Annotated in this window: 18 protein-coding genes; 7 read left to right on the top strand and 11 right to left on the bottom strand. The window is 73.8% G+C overall.

Annotated elements, in window-relative coordinates; translation table 11 throughout:
- The first annotated feature begins 116 nt into the window (after window positions 1-116).
- Window positions 117-1,169, top strand: coding sequence for an ABC transporter substrate-binding protein (locus tag H5V45_RS04780; RefSeq protein ID WP_185251885.1), 1,053 nt, complete (start codon window positions 117-119; stop codon window positions 1,167-1,169).
- A gap of 120 nt (window positions 1,170-1,289) precedes the next feature.
- Here H5V45_RS04780 and H5V45_RS04775 read toward each other — a convergent pair whose 3' ends face one another.
- The 3 genes from H5V45_RS04775 to H5V45_RS04765 are packed head-to-tail and all read right to left on the bottom strand — an operon-like array spanning window position 1,290 to window position 4,224.
- A complete protein-coding gene (locus H5V45_RS04775; RefSeq protein ID WP_185251884.1) occupies window positions 1,290-2,126 on the bottom strand; it encodes an ABC transporter ATP-binding protein in 837 nt (278 codons plus the stop codon).
- A complete protein-coding gene (locus H5V45_RS04770) occupies window positions 2,123-3,217 on the bottom strand; it encodes an iron chelate uptake ABC transporter family permease subunit (protein WP_185251883.1) in 1,095 nt (364 codons plus the stop codon). The genes H5V45_RS04775 and H5V45_RS04770 overlap by 4 nt, the downstream gene beginning before the upstream one ends.
- Before the next feature lie 11 nt (window positions 3,218-3,228).
- Window positions 3,229-4,224, bottom strand: coding sequence for a FecCD family ABC transporter permease (locus H5V45_RS04765; protein ID WP_185251882.1), 996 nt, complete (start codon window positions 4,222-4,224; stop codon window positions 3,229-3,231).
- Between the two features lie 147 nt (window positions 4,225-4,371).
- Here H5V45_RS04765 and H5V45_RS04760 point away from each other — a divergent pair, with 147 nt between their 5' ends.
- Both H5V45_RS04760 and cimA read left to right on the top strand, forming a co-directional pair.
- Window positions 4,372-6,042: a protein kinase domain-containing protein gene (locus tag H5V45_RS04760; protein ID WP_185251881.1), complete on the top strand. Its 1,671-nt coding sequence runs from the start codon at window positions 4,372-4,374 to the stop codon at window positions 6,040-6,042.
- Between the two features lie 208 nt (window positions 6,043-6,250).
- Complete coding sequence (gene cimA / locus H5V45_RS04755; RefSeq protein WP_185251880.1) at window positions 6,251-7,846, top strand: citramalate synthase; 1,596 nt, start codon at window positions 6,251-6,253, stop codon at window positions 7,844-7,846.
- A 191-nt stretch (window positions 7,847-8,037) separates the two neighbouring features.
- On the opposite strand, the gene H5V45_RS04750 is transcribed toward cimA, so the two are convergent.
- On the bottom strand, window positions 8,038-8,634 hold the full coding sequence (locus H5V45_RS04750) for a TetR/AcrR family transcriptional regulator (protein WP_185251879.1): 597 nt from the start codon (window positions 8,632-8,634) through the stop codon (window positions 8,038-8,040).
- Between the two features lie 132 nt (window positions 8,635-8,766).
- Between H5V45_RS04750 and H5V45_RS04745 the strand changes: the two genes are divergently transcribed.
- Complete coding sequence (locus H5V45_RS04745) at window positions 8,767-9,312, top strand: NAD(P)H-dependent oxidoreductase (RefSeq protein ID WP_185251878.1); 546 nt, start codon at window positions 8,767-8,769, stop codon at window positions 9,310-9,312.
- 52 nt (window positions 9,313-9,364) lie between these two features.
- The gene (locus tag H5V45_RS04740; protein WP_185251877.1) at window positions 9,365-10,783 is read left to right on the top strand and encodes an amidase family protein; all 1,419 of its coding nucleotides are present in this window, start codon (window positions 9,365-9,367) and stop codon (window positions 10,781-10,783) included.
- A 168-nt stretch (window positions 10,784-10,951) separates the two neighbouring features.
- On the opposite strand, the gene H5V45_RS04735 is transcribed toward H5V45_RS04740, so the two are convergent.
- The 3 genes from H5V45_RS04735 to H5V45_RS04725 are packed head-to-tail and all read right to left on the bottom strand — an operon-like array spanning window position 10,952 to window position 12,864.
- Complete coding sequence (locus H5V45_RS04735) at window positions 10,952-11,563, bottom strand: CbiQ family ECF transporter T component (RefSeq protein WP_185251876.1); 612 nt, start codon at window positions 11,561-11,563, stop codon at window positions 10,952-10,954.
- Window positions 11,560-12,249 carry an ATP-binding cassette domain-containing protein gene (locus tag H5V45_RS04730; RefSeq protein ID WP_185251875.1) on the bottom strand — a complete coding sequence of 230 codons (690 nt, stop codon included), beginning with the start codon at window positions 12,247-12,249 and terminating at the stop codon, window positions 11,560-11,562. Before H5V45_RS04730 ends, H5V45_RS04735 begins: the two co-directional genes overlap by 4 nt.
- Window positions 12,250-12,258: 9 nt before the next feature.
- Window positions 12,259-12,864 carry a biotin transporter BioY gene (locus H5V45_RS04725; protein WP_185251874.1) on the bottom strand — a complete coding sequence of 202 codons (606 nt, stop codon included), beginning with the start codon at window positions 12,862-12,864 and terminating at the stop codon, window positions 12,259-12,261.
- A 130-nt stretch (window positions 12,865-12,994) separates the two neighbouring features.
- Here H5V45_RS04725 and H5V45_RS04720 point away from each other — a divergent pair, with 130 nt between their 5' ends.
- Together H5V45_RS04720 and H5V45_RS22575 are read left to right on the top strand one after the other, a co-directional pair.
- Window positions 12,995-13,570, top strand: a complete 576-nt coding sequence (locus H5V45_RS04720; RefSeq protein ID WP_185251873.1) for a TetR/AcrR family transcriptional regulator C-terminal domain-containing protein — start codon at window positions 12,995-12,997, stop codon at window positions 13,568-13,570.
- Window positions 13,567-14,334 carry an MOSC domain-containing protein gene (locus tag H5V45_RS22575; protein ID WP_185251872.1) on the top strand — a complete coding sequence of 256 codons (768 nt, stop codon included), beginning with the start codon at window positions 13,567-13,569 and terminating at the stop codon, window positions 14,332-14,334. Before H5V45_RS04720 ends, H5V45_RS22575 begins: the two co-directional genes overlap by 4 nt.
- Here H5V45_RS22575 and H5V45_RS04710 read toward each other — a convergent pair.
- Genes H5V45_RS04710 through H5V45_RS04695 form a run of 4 tightly spaced genes read right to left on the bottom strand, consistent with a single transcriptional unit; the run spans window position 14,331 to window position 16,695 of the window.
- Window positions 14,331-15,188 carry an alpha/beta hydrolase gene (locus H5V45_RS04710; protein WP_185251871.1) on the bottom strand — a complete coding sequence of 286 codons (858 nt, stop codon included), beginning with the start codon at window positions 15,186-15,188 and terminating at the stop codon, window positions 14,331-14,333. The genes H5V45_RS22575 and H5V45_RS04710 overlap by 4 nt on opposite strands.
- A complete protein-coding gene (locus tag H5V45_RS22250; protein ID WP_185251870.1) occupies window positions 15,185-15,796 on the bottom strand; it encodes a pentapeptide repeat-containing protein in 612 nt (203 codons plus the stop codon). Before H5V45_RS22250 ends, H5V45_RS04710 begins: the two co-directional genes overlap by 4 nt.
- The gene (locus H5V45_RS04700) at window positions 15,789-16,055 is read right to left on the bottom strand and encodes a DUF2087 domain-containing protein (protein WP_221633911.1); all 267 of its coding nucleotides are present in this window, start codon (window positions 16,053-16,055) and stop codon (window positions 15,789-15,791) included. The genes H5V45_RS22250 and H5V45_RS04700 overlap by 8 nt, the downstream gene beginning before the upstream one ends.
- A gap of 37 nt (window positions 16,056-16,092) precedes the next feature.
- A complete protein-coding gene (locus H5V45_RS04695; RefSeq protein WP_185251868.1) occupies window positions 16,093-16,695 on the bottom strand; it encodes a M23 family metallopeptidase in 603 nt (200 codons plus the stop codon).
- Window positions 16,696-16,749 lie beyond the last annotated feature (54 nt).

Below are 16,749 nucleotides of genomic sequence, written 5' to 3'. Positions count from 1 at the left end.
CGTGACACCAGCGCCAGTTTCACGACACCAGTCGTCCCGAGGGACGGCCGCTGTCGCATGCCTCCGCGAGGATGGGTAAGGTAAGCCTTACCTAACCCCGTCTCGCAGGAGTCCGCATGAACCCCACCCGTCGCCGCTTCCTCGTCGGCCTCTCCGCCCTGGCCGTCGCCCCGGCCCTCGCCGCCTGCGGCGCCGACTCCTCGCCGGGCGCGGCGACCGACACGGGAGGCTCCGGCGCGGCCGGCGCCGGCGGCGCCGAGGAGGGCGCCTTCCCGGTCACGATCGCCCACAAGTACGGCGAGACCGAGCTGACCGCGGCCCCGACCCGGATCGTCTGCGTCGGCCTCACCGAGCAGGACGCGCTGCTCGCGGTCGGGCTGGTGCCGGTCGGCGTCACGAAGTGGTTCGGCGACGCGAAGGGCGCGATCTTCCCGTGGGCGACCGAGGCGCTCGGCGACGGCGCCCTGCCGCAGGTGCTCGACTCCGCCAACGGGGTCGAGATCGAGAAGATCGCGGCGCTGGCCCCCGACCTGATCATCGGGCAGTACGCCGGTGTCACCGAGAAGGAGTACGCCCTCCTCTCGAAGCTCGCCCCGACCGTCGTCCAGTCGGGGGAGTACGCCGACTACGGGATGCCCTGGGAGGAGATGGCCACCAACATCGGGGCCGCGGTCGGCCGCCCGGCCGCGATGAGGACGGTCGTCGACGGGGTGAAGGCGCTCGTCGCCGAGCAGGCCGCCGCGCACCCGGAGTTCGCCGGCAAGACGGCCGCCTGCATCACGCCGTACGAGGGTCTCTTCGTCTACGGCCCCGAGGACCCGCGCTCGCGGATGCTGACCGACCTCGGCTTCACCTTCCCCGAGATCCTGCAGGGCGACGACGGCGAGTTCGGCGTCTCGCTGAGTGCCGAGCGGACCGCCGACCTCGAGCAGGTCGACGTCGCCGTGTGGCTCGACCTCAACGCCGACAAGGCGGTCGCCTCGGTGTTCGGGAAGACCGACACGTCGAAGGAGGGCCGCTTCGTCGACATCAGCGACGCGGACGGCGACTACTACGTTGCGCACAGCTGGGCGACGCCGCTGAGCATCCCCTACGTCCTCGAGCGCTACGTGCCGCAGCTGGCCGCGGCCGTCGACGGCGACCCGGACACCGAGGTGCCGGCGGCCTGAGATCGCGGCAAACGACAGGCCCGGCACCGTGAAGGTGCCGGGCCTGCTGTTCCCCCCGCAGCAGAATGCGGGTGCCCGGATGACGAGCAGGGAGTAGGGAATCACGACGCCCCGGTCCTGTCAGCGCTTTGCCCCGGTCGTCTGGCGCGGTGCCGCCGACGACCTCGGGACCACGATGGGCAGCCCGGTGCGCGGATCGTCCAGCACGTCGGCGTCCAGGCCGAACACCTGGGCCAACAGGTCGCTCGTGAGCACCTCACCGGGCGTGCCGTGGGCGACCAGCACGCCGTCGCGCATCACCACGACCACGTCGCTGTAGCGCGCCGCCAGGTTCAGGTCGTGCAGCACCATCGCCACGGTCCGTCCGCGCTCGCGGTTGAGCCGGGTGACGAGGTCGAGGACCTCCACCTGGTGGGCGAGGTCGAGGTACGTCGTGGGCTCGTCGAGCAGCAGCAGGTCGGTGTCCTGCGCCAGCGTCATCGCGATCCAGGCGCGCTGCCGCTGGCCACCGGAGAGCTGGTCGAGCGGTCGGTCCCGGAGCTCGGCGGTGTCGGTGAGCCGCAGCGCCGCCTCGACGACGTCCTCGTCCTCCGGCGACCACTGGCTGAACCAGCGCTGGTGCGGGTGCCGGCCACGACCGACCAGGTCGCGCACCAGCAGGCCCTCGGGCGCGACCGGCGTCTGGGGCAGCAGTGCCAGGCGCCGGGCGATGTCGCGGGTCCGCACGCCGCGGATGTCGTCCCCGTCGAGCACGACCCGCCCCGAGGTCGGCGTCAGCAGCCGGGCCAGGGTCCGCAGCAGCGTGGACTTCCCGCAGCCGTTCGGCCCGATGATCGAGGTGACGCGGCCGTCGGGCAGGTCGAGGGAGAGGTCGCGGACGACCGGGCGGCCGCCGTACCCCACCGTGACGGCGTCGGCGCGGAGCCTCGAGGCGAGGGTGGGCTGGAGGGGCGTCATGCGGAGGCCTTCCGGTTGGTGCGGAGCAGGAGCCAGAGGAGGTACGGCGCGCCGATCGCGGCCGTGACGAGCCCGGCGGGCAGGGCGAACGGCAGCACCACGCGGGTGACCAGGTCGGCGCCGACGACCAGGCAGCCGCCCAGCACCATCGAGGCCAGGACCGGCGGGCGGGAGCCGCCGGTGAGCCGGAGCGCGACCTGGGGGACGACGAAGGCGACGAAGTCGAGCGGCCCGACCGCGGACACGGCGACCGACGCCAGCCCGACCGCGGTGAGCAGGACGAGCAGCTGGGTCCACTGGAGGCGTACGCCGAGGCCGCGGGCGCTGTCGTCGCCGAGCTGGAGCGCGTTGAGCGACCGGACGAGGAGCAGCGCGAGCGGGGCGAGCACGGCCAGCGTCCACATGAGCGGCACGGCCTGCTCCCACCCGCGGGAGGTGAGCGAGCCGTTCAGCCAGACCTGGGCGCTGGCGGCGTCCTGGATGCGCGCCTTCACCAGCAGCCACGAGGTCGTCGCGGTGAGTGCCGCGCTGAGGCCGATCCCGATCAGCACCAGCCGCTGGCCGTCGATGCCGCGGCGCCAGGACAGCAGGTAGAGCAGCACCGCCGTGCCGAGCCCGCCGGCGAGCGCGGCCAGTGGCAGGCCGACCTCCTGCAGCGGGCCCGTGACCAGCCCGGCGCCGTACCCGCTCGCGCCGGAGAGCACGATCACCGCGACCGCCCCGGCCGAGGCGCCGTCGGTGACACCGAGGATGTCCGGGCTGGCGAGCGGGTTGCGGGCGAAGGTCTGGGTCAGCGCGCCGGCCAGGCCGAGCGCGGCGCCGACCAGCACCGCGACCGTGGTCTGCGGCAGGCGCAGCTCGCGCACGATGAACTGCTGGCCGGCGTCGCCGCCGCCGAGCAAGGTGCGCGCCACGTCGCCGAGCGGGATGACGAAGTCGCCGTGGGCGAGGTCCAGCGCCACGAGCAGCGCGAGCAGGCCCAGCCCGACCACGGACACCGCGCCGGCGCGGACCGGCACCAGCCACGAGGCCGGGCCGACGCGCAGGGGAGCGGCGTACGACGTCCGGGCGCTCGTCGCCGGGCTCGTCACGGGACGGGTCGTCACAGCGCCACCAGCCGGGCGCGGCGGACCAGCAGCACGAACAGCGGCCCGCCCGCCAGCGCCATCACGATCCCGACCTGCAGCTCGCCCGGGCGGACGACCAGCCGGCCGAGGACATCCGCGAGGGTCAGGACGAGCGCGCCGACCAGCCCGGCGTAGGGCACGATCCAGCGGTAGTCGACGCCCGCCAGGCGCCGGGCCACGTGCGGCACCACCAGGCCGACGAACGCGATCGGGCCGCACGCGGCGGTCGCCGCACCGGTCAGCAGCATCACGGCGCCGATGCCGAGGACCTTGTGCCGCAGCGGGTGCATCCCCAGCGAGGCGGCCACGTCGTCGCCGAGCTGGAGCAGGTTGAGGCCGGGCGTGCTGATCGCGGCGAGGAGCAGCCCGGCGAGCGCGAACGGGAGCACCTGCCAGAACACCGCGAGGTCGCGCCCGGAGGCGGAGCCGACCGCCCAGAAGCGGTAGTCGTCCAGCGTGTCGACGTCGCGCAGCACCACCGACTGGGTGAGCGCGACGAGCAGGGCGCTCACCGCCGTACCCGCCAGCACCAGCGAGACTGGGTCGGGCCCGCCGCGCGTGGAGCCGATTGCGAAGACGGCCGCGGCGGCGAGACCGGCACCGGCGAGCGAGAACCAGGCGTACCCCGCGAGCGACGTGACGCCGAAGAGGAAGATGCCGAGCACGACCGCGAAGGCCGCGCCGGCGCTCACGCCCAGGAGCCCCGGGTCGGCGAGCGGGTTGCGGGTGTGGCCCTGCATGAGGGCGCCGGCGATGCCGAGGCAGAGGCCGACCGTGGCCGCGAGCACCGTGCGGGGGAGCCGCAGCGAGTGCACGATCGTGGACGCGTCCGAGCCGTCCGGGTGGAGCAGCACGTCGAGCACGGTGCCGGGCGCGAGGCTCCGGCTGCCCACCGCGAGGCTGAGCGTCAGTGCGCCGAGGAGGCCGAGGCCGAGCAGCAGCAGGCCGCGGGGCGAGCCGGTGCGAGTCATCGGGGTCCTCGGAGGGTGGGGTTGGTCAATGAGCAAGGTAAGGCTAACCTAACAACGTTCGGACCGTCCGGGGGGTCGGTCCAGAACGCCGCGCGGCACGGCCCCGACCAACGGGGTCGTGCCGCCGCGCCCGGGTAGCCTCAGCCCGTGACGACCGCTCCGCGCCCGCAGCAGCCCCCGGGCCTGACCGTGGGCGACTACACGTTGCTGTCGCGGATCGGCGAGGGCGGGATGGGCGTCGTCCACCTGGCCCGCAAGCCCGGCGGGCCCCGCGTGGCGCTCAAGGTGCTGCGCCCGCACATCGTCGGCGACGACGAGGCCCGCGCCCGGCTGGCCCGCGAGGTCAACTCGCTGAGCCGGGTCCGGAGCAAGTGGGTGGCCGAGATCGTCGACGCCGACCCGTGGGCCGACATCCCGTTCGTCGCGACCCGGTACGTCCCCGGGCTCTCGCTGCACGACCACGTCGTGGAGGAGGGGCCGATCGCCGGCGCCGACCTGACCTGGTTCGCCGCCTGCCTCGCCGAGGGCATCGCCTCGGTCCACGACGTCGGCGTCCTGCACCGCGACGTGAAGCCGTCGAACGTGCTGATGGAGGGGCGGACGCCCATCCTCATCGACTTCGGGCTGGCCCGCGTCGCCGACGACCCCAAGCTGACCCACACCGGCTGGCTGCTCGGGACCCCGGGCTACCTCGCGCCCGAGATCCTGTACGGCGACGACGCGACCCCGGCGACCGACGTGCACTCGTGGGCGGCCACGGTGGCCTACGCGGGGACCGGGCGCGCGCCGTTCGGCCGCGGCCCTTCGATGGCGATCATGGACCGCGTCCGCCGCGGCGAGCACGACCTGTCGGGCCTGCCGTCCGGGCTGCAGAAGATCGTGGCCGCCGCGCTCGCCCCCGAGCCCGAGCGGCGCCCGACCCTCGACCAGCTGATCGGGTGGCTGCGGCCGAACGACACCCGCGTGCAGCGCGTGGTGCCGCCGACGCCGGTCGCCGACGACCCGTACACCGTCCCGCTCGCCATCGCCGCCCAGGCCGCCGCCGAGCGCTCGCGCGAGCACCCGACCGAGGTGATCGCGTTCGACAGCGCGCTCGAGGGACACCCCGACGCGTACGACGAGCAGCTGACCCGGGGCTACGACGAGCCGGGCGCCCCCCGCGAGGGGGCCTCAGGCGAGGGGGCACTGTGGGACGACGCGACGCCGTGGGGTCCCGAGGTCGTCAAGGTCCCGCTGGCCGAGCGGACCCGCCGCTTCCTGCTGCTCGCCTCGGGTGCCGTGGCCGCCGGCGCCGCCATCGCGGCGTACCCCTGGGTCGCGACCGCGCTGATCCTCGTCCTCACCTGGCTGCTGCGCAGCGGCTCGCTGGCCGCGAGCGCGCACGGCGACCGGCGCCGGCTGCGGGGCCGCAAGTGGTACGACGGAGTGCTGTTCCTGATCTCCGCGCCATGGGACCTGGTCCGCTCGATCCCCGGCACGATCATGCTCGCGCTGTGGAGCGCCGGGCTGGGGGCCGCGGCGGCGCTGCTCTGCTACGCGTTCGCGACCGGCGTCGCCGTGTCGCTCTTCGCCAGCGGCGTCGTCTTCGCCGCCTCGCTGTGGATGGGACCGGGCGGCTCGCGGGTGCGCTCGCCGCTGGCCCGCGTGGTCCACCCGCTCTCCGTCGACCCCCGGTCCTGGGTGGTCGGGCTCGTGCTCGTGCTCGGTCTCGCGGCCGTCGCCGGCTTCCGCGCCGACACCGCCGGCGTGAGCTGGACGCCGGACCGCGACGCGCCGTGGACGGGCGTGGACCTGCCGGCGATGCCGTTCGGCGGCTGAGCCGCTCGGCGGTCCGGCTGGTCTGGTCGGATCGCGAGATGCCGGTCCCACGGGACGGGACGCGTGGCAGCATGGACGACATGCAGCACCGGCTGATCATCATTTCCTAGCGCGTCGCGACTCCCCAGCGGAGACCACGACGCGCCGACCTCTCGTCCCACGAGAGGTTTTTTTGTTGCCCGACCCGACCTAACGGAAGCCAGCACCGATGGACCTGCACGGCACCTTCCACGTCTACGACACCACCCTGCGCGACGGCGCGCAGCAGGAGGGGCTCAACCTCTCGGTCGCCGACAAGCTCGCGATCGCGCGGCAGCTCGACGGCCTGGGCGTCGGGTACATCGAGGGCGGCTGGCCGGGGGCCAACCCCAAGGACACCGAGTTCTTCCGGCGCGCGGTGCAGGAGCTGGACCTGCGGCACGCGAAGCTCGCGGCCTTCGGGTCGACCCGGCGGGCCGGCGTACGCGCTGCCGACGACCCCGGCATCGCCGCGCTCCGCGACAGCGGCGCGTCGGTCGTGACGCTGGTGGCGAAGTCGCACGACCGCCACGTCGACCTGGCCCTGAGGACCACGCTGGAGGAGAACCTCGCGATGGTCCGCGACACCGTCACCCACCTGCGCGAGGAGGGTCAGCAGGTGTTCCTCGACGCCGAGCACTTCTTCGACGGCTACCGGGCGAACCGCGCGTACGCCCTCGAGGTGCTGCGGACGGCGTACGACGCGGGTGCCGACGTGGTCGCGCTCTGCGACACCAACGGCGGCATGCTGCCGGGCTGGGTGGCCGACGTGGTGCACGACGTCATCGAGACGACCGGCGTGCGGGTCGGCATCCACTGCCACAACGACACAGGCTGCGCGATCGCGAACACGCTGGCCGCCGTCGACGCCGGCGCGACGCACGTGCAGGGCACGATCAACGGGTACGGCGAGCGCACCGGCAACGCCGACCTCGTCTCGGTCGTCGCGAACCTCGAGCTCAAGCTGGACCGCCAGGTGCTGCCCGCCGGGCTGCTCCGCGACGCCACCCGGATCGCGCACGCGGTCGCCGAGGTCACGAACTTCCCGCCCGCGTCGCGCCAGCCGTACGTCGGCACGTCGGCGTTCACCCACAAGGCCGGCCTGCACGCCAGCGCGATCAAGGTCGACCCGAACCTCTACCAGCACATGGACCCGGTCGGCGTGGGCAACGACATGAGGCTGCTGGTCTCGGACATGGCCGGACGGGCGTCGATCGAGCTCAAGGGGCGCGAGCTCGGCTTCGACCTGTCCGGCGACAAGGACCTCGTCACCCGGGTCACCAACCGGGTCAAGGCGATGGAGTCGCGTGGCTACACCTTCGAGGCGGCCGACGCGTCCTTCGAGCTGCTGCTCGTCGAGGAGGTCGAGGGGGTGCGCCCGGCGTACTTCGACGTCGAGTCCTGGCGGGTCATCACCGAGACGCTGAACAACCGCGGCGTCGACGACGAGGCGGTCTCCGAGGCGACGGTGAAGCTCAAGGCCGACGGGGTGCGGTACGTCGTCACCGGCGAGGGCAACGGTCCCGTCAACGCGCTCGACCAGGCGCTCCGCGAGGCGATCGGGCAGGCCTACCCCGAGGTCGCGAAGTTCGAGCTCATCGACTACAAGGTCCGCATCTTCGACCAGGGCCACGGCACCGACGCCACCACCCGCGTGCTCATCGAGACCTCCGACGGCGAGTCGTCCTGGGTCACCGTCGGCGTCGGCCACAACGTCATCGAGGCGTCCTGGGGGGCGCTGGTCGACGGCATGACCTTCGGGTTGCGGCGGCACCACTCGGCGTGAGTGCGGTGGGTCATCGGTGCGGAAGTTTCACCGGGTACCCGGTGAAACTGGCGCTGGTGTCACGGAGTTCCGTGACAGGAGCGCCAGTTTTGTCGGTCGACCGCTGGAACTCCCGCCGGGACGGTGAAGCATCAGCGTCCCGCCGCCAGTTTCATCGGCCGACCGATGAAACTTCCGCGGTGCCCAGCGCCTCAGCGGCGGACGATCCGCCCGGCGAGGTCGGCCCAGCCGTGGAAGACCCGTTCGACGTCGATCCCCTCGATGCGCACCTGCTGCTCCAGGATCGGGGCCTCGAGCGGGGCCATCAGGGCGGTGGCGAGCAGCGGCAGGTCGCCGGTGACGCCGAGCTGGCCGAGCAGGTACCTCACGTGCATGGCCGCGAAGGAGTACGCCGCGAACGACCGCGTCCCCGCCTGCCCGGCGTGCCGGATCAGGTCGGCGTGCTGCAGCGTGGTCTCGAGGCGCGAGCGGCCGAAGGCCAGCAGCCGCTCCCACGGCTCGGCGCCGGGGCCGAGCGGGGGAGGCCCGGACATCACCGAGGCCTGCCAGGCGGTCTCGTTGTGGTTGAGCAGCGCGCCCATCAGGCCGGCGCGCGAGTCGAAGCGCCGGAAGACGGTGCCCTTGCCGACCCCGGCCGCCGCCGCGACCGCGTCCATCGTGACCGCGTCCAGACCGCAGTGGTCGATGAGCGCCTGGGCGGCCTCCAGCAGCGCCTCCCGGTTGCGCGCGGCGTCCCGGCGCTCCGGGGCGGGGGCGTCGACCAGCGGGAGGAGACGGTGCTCGGTCATGTCGCGCTCACTGTAGGGCTGCGGCCGGTGTGGGCGGGGTCTCACCGAGAAAGATGCCCGGGACGGGAATACAAAGCGGACTGCGGTCCGTTTAACCTCGTGACCGTACCGAACCACCTCGTAGGAGCCCCCGTGTCCGACACCACCGTTCTCGTCCTGGTCGGCAGCCTTCGCGCCGACTCGCTCAACCGCAAGATCGCCGAGGCCCTCCGCGACCAGGCGCCCGCCGGCGTCACCGTGGAGATCGCCGAGAACCTCGAGCAGCTCCCGTTCTACAACGAGGACCTCGACGCCGGTGACGTGCCCGCCGCGGCCGCCGCCCTGCGCGACCAGGTCTCCCGCGCCGACCGCGTCCTCGCGGTCACCCCCGAGTACAACGGCACCATGCCCGCCGTCCTCAACAACGCCATCGACTGGCTGTCGCGTCCCTACGGCGTCGGCGCCATCAAGGGCAAGCCCTTCGGCGTCGTCGGCGCCACCCCCACGCCGTACGGCGGCAAGTGGGCGCACGCCGACACCGCGCGCTCCGCGGGCATCGCCGGCGCCGTCGTGGTCGAGGACGTCACCGTCTCGCAGTCGGCCCTCGAGGTCGACGTGCTGAGCGACCCCGAGGTCCTCGCGCGCCTGCGCGCCGCGGTCCAGACCCTCGTGGACTACACCGAGGTCGAGGCGGCCTGACCGTCCCGCCGCCGGGCGCCCACGCGCCCGGCTGCCGCGCTAGCGTCGGCTCGTGACCGAACTCCACGACCTGACCGCGCTGGAGCAGGGTGCGCTCGTCCGACGCCGCGAGGTGTCGCCGCTCGAGCTCACCGAGCACTACCTCGAACGCGCCGACCGGCTCGACACGGTCGGCGCGTTCGTCACGCTCACGCCCGACCTGGCGCGGGCGCGCGCCACCGCGCTCAGCGCCGGCGCGGGTGCGGGCGCCGACGGCGCGGGGGAGTCGTCGCTCTTCGGCGTCCCGACCGCGATCAAGGACCTCAACCTGACGGCTGGCGTGCCGACGGCGTTCGGCTCACCAGTCTTCGCGGACTTCGTGCCCGAGGTCTCCGACGGCGTGACCCTCGCGCTCGAGGCCGCCGGCCTGGTCAGCCTCGGCAAGACCAGCACGCCGGAGTTCGGCTCGCCCTGCTACACCGAGCCCGAGGGCCTGCCCCCGGCCGTGACGCCCTGGGACCGGACCCGGATGGCGGGCGGCTCGTCCGGTGGCGCGGCGGCGGCGGTGGCCGCGGGGCTCGTCCCGCTGGCGCAGGGCTCGGACGGTGGCGGCTCCATCCGGATCCCCGCCTCGTGCTGCGGCCTCGTGGGGCTGAAGCCCACCCGCGGTCGGATCAGTGGTCACCCGAATTACGGCGACCCGGTGGGTTTGGCGACGGCCGGGCCGATCGCCCGGACCGTGCGCGACGCGGCGGCGATGCTGGACGTGCTCGCCGGTCGTCGGGTGGGGGATCCTGCCTGGGCACCGCCTCCGTCCGGCTCGTTCCTCGCGGCCTGTGATCGCGAGCCCGGTCGGCTCCGGGTCGCTCGCTTCATCGCACCGGTGATCACCGACAGTGCGATCGACCCCGACTGCGTCCAGGCCTGGGAGGACGCCTCGCGGCTGCTGGAGTCGCTCGGGCATGAGGTCGTCGACGTGCCGCTGCCACTGCCGCGCGAGGCGGTCGCCACCTTCGAGACCTGCTGGGCCGTGCTCACCGCGCTGTCCGTGGTCCCGCCCGAGCAGGAGCACCTCATCCGGCCGCTCACCCGCTGGCTCACGGCCTGGGGCAACCGGGTCACGGGGCCGGAGTTCGGCCTTGCGATCGGTGGGATGCGACGCTTCGCGGCCGCCGCCCTGACCGCGCTGGCGCCGTACGACGCCGTGCTGACGCCGACCCTCGCCACGCCGCCCCTGCCGGTCGGCGCGATCCGCAACGACGCCGACCCGGCCGCGGACTTCCAGGCGCAGAAGGAGTTCACGCCCTGGACGTCCGCCTGGAACGTCACCGGCATGCCCGCCATCTCCCTGCCGCTGCACTGGACCGCCGAGGGGCTGCCGGTCGGCGTGATGCTGGCCGCCCGGCCCGCGGAGGAGGAGCTGCTGCTCGCGCTCTCCGCCCAGGTCGAGGAGGCCGCCCCCTGGGCCGATCGGCGCCCGCCGGGCTGGTGAGTGGTGCGGGGTGCGGGTCGCGGGACGTCATACGGACGGAGCAACCCCCACCACGGGACGTATGACGTCCCGTGCATCTCGGGCCGGGCCGCGGGACGTCCGACGATGTGGTCGTCCGGGCGACCACATCGCAGGACGTCCCGGATCGGCGCCGAGCCGGCGCAGGGTTCAGTCGTCGCCGATCCCGCGCGCCATCAACGCGTCGCCGGTCTCGTGGGCGCGGGCGACGACGCGGATGACGAAGGGGGAGAGGTACGCCCGCGGGGAGCGGACGCCGCGGGCGCGGGCGGCGTCGCGGGTCTCGAGGGCCAGGGCGACGGTGCCGGGCAGCGACTGCATCGTCAGCGCGAAGGTCAGCGCCACCCGGTCGGGGTCGACGCCGAGGCGCCGCAGCGGGGTGATCCAGCGCACGATCGCGTCGAGCACCGCGTTCACCGGCGTGGTCGCGGTCAGCACCATGGCCAGCAGCGCCAGCGTCACGAGGTCGACGAGCGTCTCGACGGCCTTGGCGTACCCGCTCAGCCACCACTGGAACGCAGCGATCACGACCGCGACGACGAGCACGCCGCGAGCGGCGCGCAGCAACAGCCCCAGGGACACCTGCCCCACGAGCGCCAGCGCCAGCCCGACACCGAGGAAGACCAGCGCCGACGGCATGCTGCGCACCAGCACGATGGCCAGGCTCAGCGCGGCCAGCCCGCTGAGCTTCACCCCCACCGGCAGCCGGTGCAGCAGCGTCGAGCCGGGCTGGTAGACGCCGATGAACGTCGGCTGGCTCACGCGTCCACCGTGGCGAGGTAGTCCGCGATCGCCGCGTCCGGCGGCCCGTCGAAGCGCACCCGGGCGTCCTCGACGACCAGGACCCGGTCGCAGCGCGCAGCGAGGTCGAGGTCGTGGGTCACCAGCAGCAGCTGCTGCTCGAGCCCGAAGAGCAGGTCGGCGACCCGGCGGGTGTTGCGGAGGTCGAGGAGGGTGGTCGGCTCGTCGGCGACGAGGATCGCGGGCTCCGTGGCGAGTACGCCGGCGAGCGCGAGCAGCTGCTTCTGGCCACCGGACAGCGCGTGGACGCTGACGTCCGCGTGCTCGCCGAGGCCGTGCTGCGCGAGCACCTCGAGGGCGCGGGCGCGGCGTCGCGCGGCGGACTTCTCCACCCGGCGCAGCGACAGCTCGACGTCCTCGACGCACGTGGGCATCACGAGCTGGGCGGCCGGGTCGGTGAAGCAGAAGCCGACGCGGCGACGTACGCCGGCGCCCTGGCGAGCCACGTCGAGACCGTCCACGACGACCCGGCCCGAGGTCGGCCGGACCAGGCCGTTGACCAGCCGGGCCAGCGTGGACTTGCCGGACCCGTTGGCGCCGACGACACCGATCCGGTGCTCGGTCAGCGTGAGCGTGGTCGGCTCGAGCACCACGCGGTCACCCGCGGGGGTCGCGACGGTGAGCGCGGCGGCGTCGTACTCGATCACGCAGGCGGCTCAGCGACGGCGCAGCAGCGCGGGGAACGCGCGGTGCACCTCGGCCGCGATCAGGGCGGCGACGGCGAGCTTGAAGAGGTCGCCGACCCAGAACGGCGCGTCCCAGCCGGCGGCCGTCGTCCACGACACGTCCTCGTGGAGCTTCATGCCGGTGATGCCGAGGCCGTGGTTGAGGAGCACGGCGGGCAGGCCGCACAGGAAGACGACGAAGGCCCGGGTCGGGCCGGCCGCGCGCGACGCCACGACGACCAGCAGGCCGGCGAGCAGGGCGATGAAGGGGAACGACCACAGGTAGCCCCACGCGATGCCGGTGAACGCACCGAGCCCGGCGCTGTGCTCGGCGAAGACCGGCAGGCCGACGGCACCCAGGACGAGGTAGAGCGACGCGGCCAGGAAGCCGCGGACCGGGCCCAGGACGAAGCCGGCGAGCAGGATGCCGAAGGTCTGCAGCGTGATCGGCACGGCGGCGCCGCCGACCGGGATGCTGCCGACGTACGCGCACGCCGAGATCAGCGCCGCGAACGACGCGATGAGGGCGAGGTCGGTCGTCGTGAAGCGGCGGCGGCCCAGGTCGTCGTGCGTCTGGGGAGGGGTGGTGGTCGTCATGGATCGTCCTTCGTCGGTGCCGGATCGCGAGTGACCTGAACGGTGGTCAGGTGAACGGTGTTCAGGTTAGGGTCGGGTTCAGCCGGCGTCAACGCCGGTCCACACGGGACAGCGTCACGGACGGAGTGAGATGCGGCACCACCGCGAGGACGTCGTCGACCGGGCGATCACCGTGCTCGACACGTACGGCCTGGCCGACCTGACGATGCGCCGCCTCGGCGCGGAGCTCGGGGTCCAGCCGAGCGCGCTCTACCACCACGTCGCCAACAAGCAGACGCTGCTGGCCGCCGTCGCCGACGAGATCCTCGCCCGCGGTCGGCGCGCCTCGCGCCCCGCGCCGTGGGACGAGCGGGTCCGTGCGGTGTGCACCGAGCTGCGCGACGCGATGCTGGCCTACCGCGACGGCGCGGACGTCGTCGCGACCGCCCACGCCTTCGGTCTCGGGGCGGCGGCGCCGTACGACGAGCTCGTCGACGCGCTGACCGACGGCGGCTTCGCCGACGACCTGGTCCGCACCGCCGCGCGCACCCTGCTGCACTTCGTCTTCGGCCACACCAGCGACGAGCAGACCCACCTGCAGGCCGGCAGCGTCGGCGCGATCGACGACCAGCCGCGCGACGACTCCGACTTCGAGCTCGGGCTCGCGCTGGTGCTCGACGGCATCCGCCTGCGGCTCCCGTCGCCCGACGCTTCCCGGCGCCCGTGAGGATCACCCGCGTCGGCGTCGCCGCCCTCAAGGGCACCCGGCACACGGCGTACGACGCCCTCGAGCTGGACGCCCGCGGGGCGGTCGGCGACCGCGCGTTCTGCCTCGTCGACACCACCGCGCGCAAGGTCCTCAAGACGGTCGAGAACCCGTCCCTCGTGGCGGTCCTGGCGGACTGGGACGGCCACACGCTCGACGTCACGCTGCCGTCCGGCGAGCGCGCGACCGGCGCGCCGGAGGAGACCGGCGAGACGGTGACCTGCGACTACTGGGGCCGCCCGGTCGAGCTCGCCCTCGTCGACGGCCCGCACCCCGACCTCCTCGCCCGCCACGTCGGCCGCGACGTGCGGCTGGCGCGCGCGCCGCGCGGCGAGATCGTGTACGGCGGCCTCGTCAGCATCCTGACCACGGCCTCGCTCCGGGCGCTGGCGCGCGAGGCCGGCGTGGAGACCGTGGACCCGGCCCGCTTCCGCTCCACGCTGGTCGTCGACGCGGGCGACGAGCCCTGGCTCGAGGACGCTTGGATCGGTCACGACCTGCAGGTGGGCGCCGCCACGCTGCACGTGACCGCCCCGATCCCGCGCTGCGCGGTCATCGACCTCGGCCGGGCCGGCGAGCGCGACACCTCGCTGCTCACGACCCTCGGCCGGATCCGCCCCGGCACCGGCCCGCACGACGCCCTGGCCTTCGGCGTCGATGCCCGGGTCACCGTGGCCGGCGCCGTGCGCCCGGGGGACTCCGCCGCGCTGCTCCGACGGAGCTAGGGCCGGAACAGCCAGCGCAGCGCGTCGGGCAGCAGCACGCCCCCGTGCTGGGGATCGTGCCCGCCGTCGCCGAGGACCAGCCGGACGTCGTACTGCGCCTCCAGCAGCGCCGCCGCGACGCGGAGGTGCTCGGCGAGCCAGTTGTCCTCGGGCTCGTCCCAGCCGAGGTCGCGGTGGCCGGCCTGGAGGAAGAGGCGCAGCGGCTTGGTCGGCGTCGAGGCGATCAGCCCGGGGTAGGGATCGCCGCCCGTCACCTGCGGGAAGCTCGGCAGCAGGCAGAGGACCCGGCGGAAGTCGTCGGGGCGGTGCCAGGCGGCGGTGAGGGCGCAGCTGCCGCCGCTGCTGAAGCCGCCGATGGCCCAGCGGTCGCGGTCGTCGGTGACCGCCCAGCGCTGCCGGACCTCGGGGAGGACCTCGTCGAGGAGGAAGGTCGCGTAGCGGTCGTCGAAGGCGTCGTACTCGCGGTTGCGCTGCCGCTCCCGGCGCGGCCGGTCGGCGTCGGGGACGCCGTCGCGCTCGCCGGGGTCGACGAGGACCGCGATCGTGGGCGGGAGGTCGCCGCCGTGGACCAGGTTGTCGAGGACGACACCGACGCGGAGATCGCCCGACGGGTCGAGGAAGCCCGCCCCGTCCTGCAGGACCAGCAGCGACGCTGGATGCGCGGGGTCGTACTGCGCGGGGACGTGCACGCGCACCGTCCGCGTCGTCCCCGGGAAGACGCCGCTCGGGTCCAGGTGCAGCTCGGTGACGGTGCCGCGGGGCACGCCCTCGTGGACGGTCGAGTCGGGGCCGGGGAGGTGGCGGACGTCCGTCAGGTCGAGCGGCAGCGGCCGGAAGGGGACGTCCGGGCTCATGCTGGACCGACCTCCACGTCGGCGCCGTGGAGCTCGGCGAGCAGGACGGCGCCCGCGAGGTCGAGGCGGGTACGCCGCAGCCGGGCCGCCGCGAGGTCGACCCGGTCGAGCGAGGCCCCGCGGAGGTCGGCCCCGGAGAGGTCGGTCTCGCGCAGGGTGGCGCCGTCGAGCTGGGCACCGCGCAGCGTCGTACCGCTCAGGTCGGACAGCGACAGGTCCGCCTCACGCAGGTCGAGGCCGGCCAGGTCGAGCTTGGTCAGCTTCGTGCCGCGGATCGTGACCCCGCGCCACTGGCCGCCGACGACCTTGATCGGGCGCAGCACGCAGTCGGCGAACGCCGAGCCGATCAGCTTGCAGCCCTCGAAGGTCGCGTCGAAGAAGCTGACCCGGCGGAAGTCGCAGGCCACGAAGGCCGTGCTCCGGTGCACCGAGGCGTTGAAGCGGCCGCCGTGGAAGACGCAGCTCTCGAAGAGCGCGCTCGACGTCGACGCCTCGGAGAGGTCGACGTCGGTGAAGGTGCAGTCGACGAAGCGGGCCGCGCCGAGGTCCTCGGCGTACCAGTCGTCGCCGCGGAAGTGACGTCCCTCCGCGACGAGCGGGTCAGACATCGACGCTGCCACCACTGCGCCAGTAGACCGCGTCCTCGCGGGTGAGGAAGCCGCCCTCCACGAGGTAGCGGCGCAGCGCGGCGTAGTCGCTGTGCACCCGCATCAGGATCGTGTTGACCTCGGACTCGGGGTAGCGCTGACCCAGCTCGAAGGACTGCGCGATGTGGTCGAGCACGATGGCGAGCTTGGACTGCTTGGTCGGGATCGAGGTCAGTCGGCCGTCAGCAGACATGAAGTTGCGGAGGACGCGGTCGTGCATGGCGGACATGGTGGTTCCGTTCGGTCGGTCGGGCTGTTCAGGACTGGGGCGTGAGGGCGAGCAGCCGGCGCGGCTTGGTCGCCGTGGCGAGGCCCCCCTCGACCGCGCGCTTCTCGAAGTGCAGGTGGCAGCCGTCGGGCGCGCCGTTGTCCGAGGCGAGCGCGATCTTCGCGCCGGCGCGCACCCGGTCGCCCGGCTGGAGGAAGACCCGCCGCGTGTGGCCGATCACGAGGTCGAAGCCGCGCTTGGCGTAGCGGATCAGCATCGGGTTGTCGCCGTACGCCGGCCCGAGGGTGTCGTGCGAGACGACCCGGCCCCGGTAGGGGCTGAAGAGCTTCGTGCCGCACGGCATCGCGATGTCGAGGCCGTGGTGGAAGCCGCGGTCGTCCGAGCAGCGCGGGTCGGGGGAGTAGTACGGCGCGCTCGTGCAGCCGAACGGCACCATGATCCGGTGCGCCCCGCCGAACCACGGGGACGTGTAGTGCGTGGTGTCGTCGGTGTAGAACACCCAGCGCTTGTCGGCCTGCGCCGCCGTCGCGAGGACCGTCAGCGCCAGCAGCGGCGCCAGCACGAGGGTGGCCAGACGGGCGAGGCGGGCGACGCGGGCCGGACGGGCGGGGCGAGCGGGGACCGAGACCATGGCGCTCACCCTAGTTCTCGACACCGGTCGCGGTCGTCCGCCGGGCGGCGGCCC

It is taken from the genome of Nocardioides luti, assembly GCF_014212315.1.
GTDB classification, from domain to species: Bacteria; Actinomycetota; Actinomycetes; order Propionibacteriales; family Nocardioidaceae; genus Nocardioides; species Nocardioides luti.
This window is presented reverse-complemented; position numbering and strand designations above follow the sequence as displayed.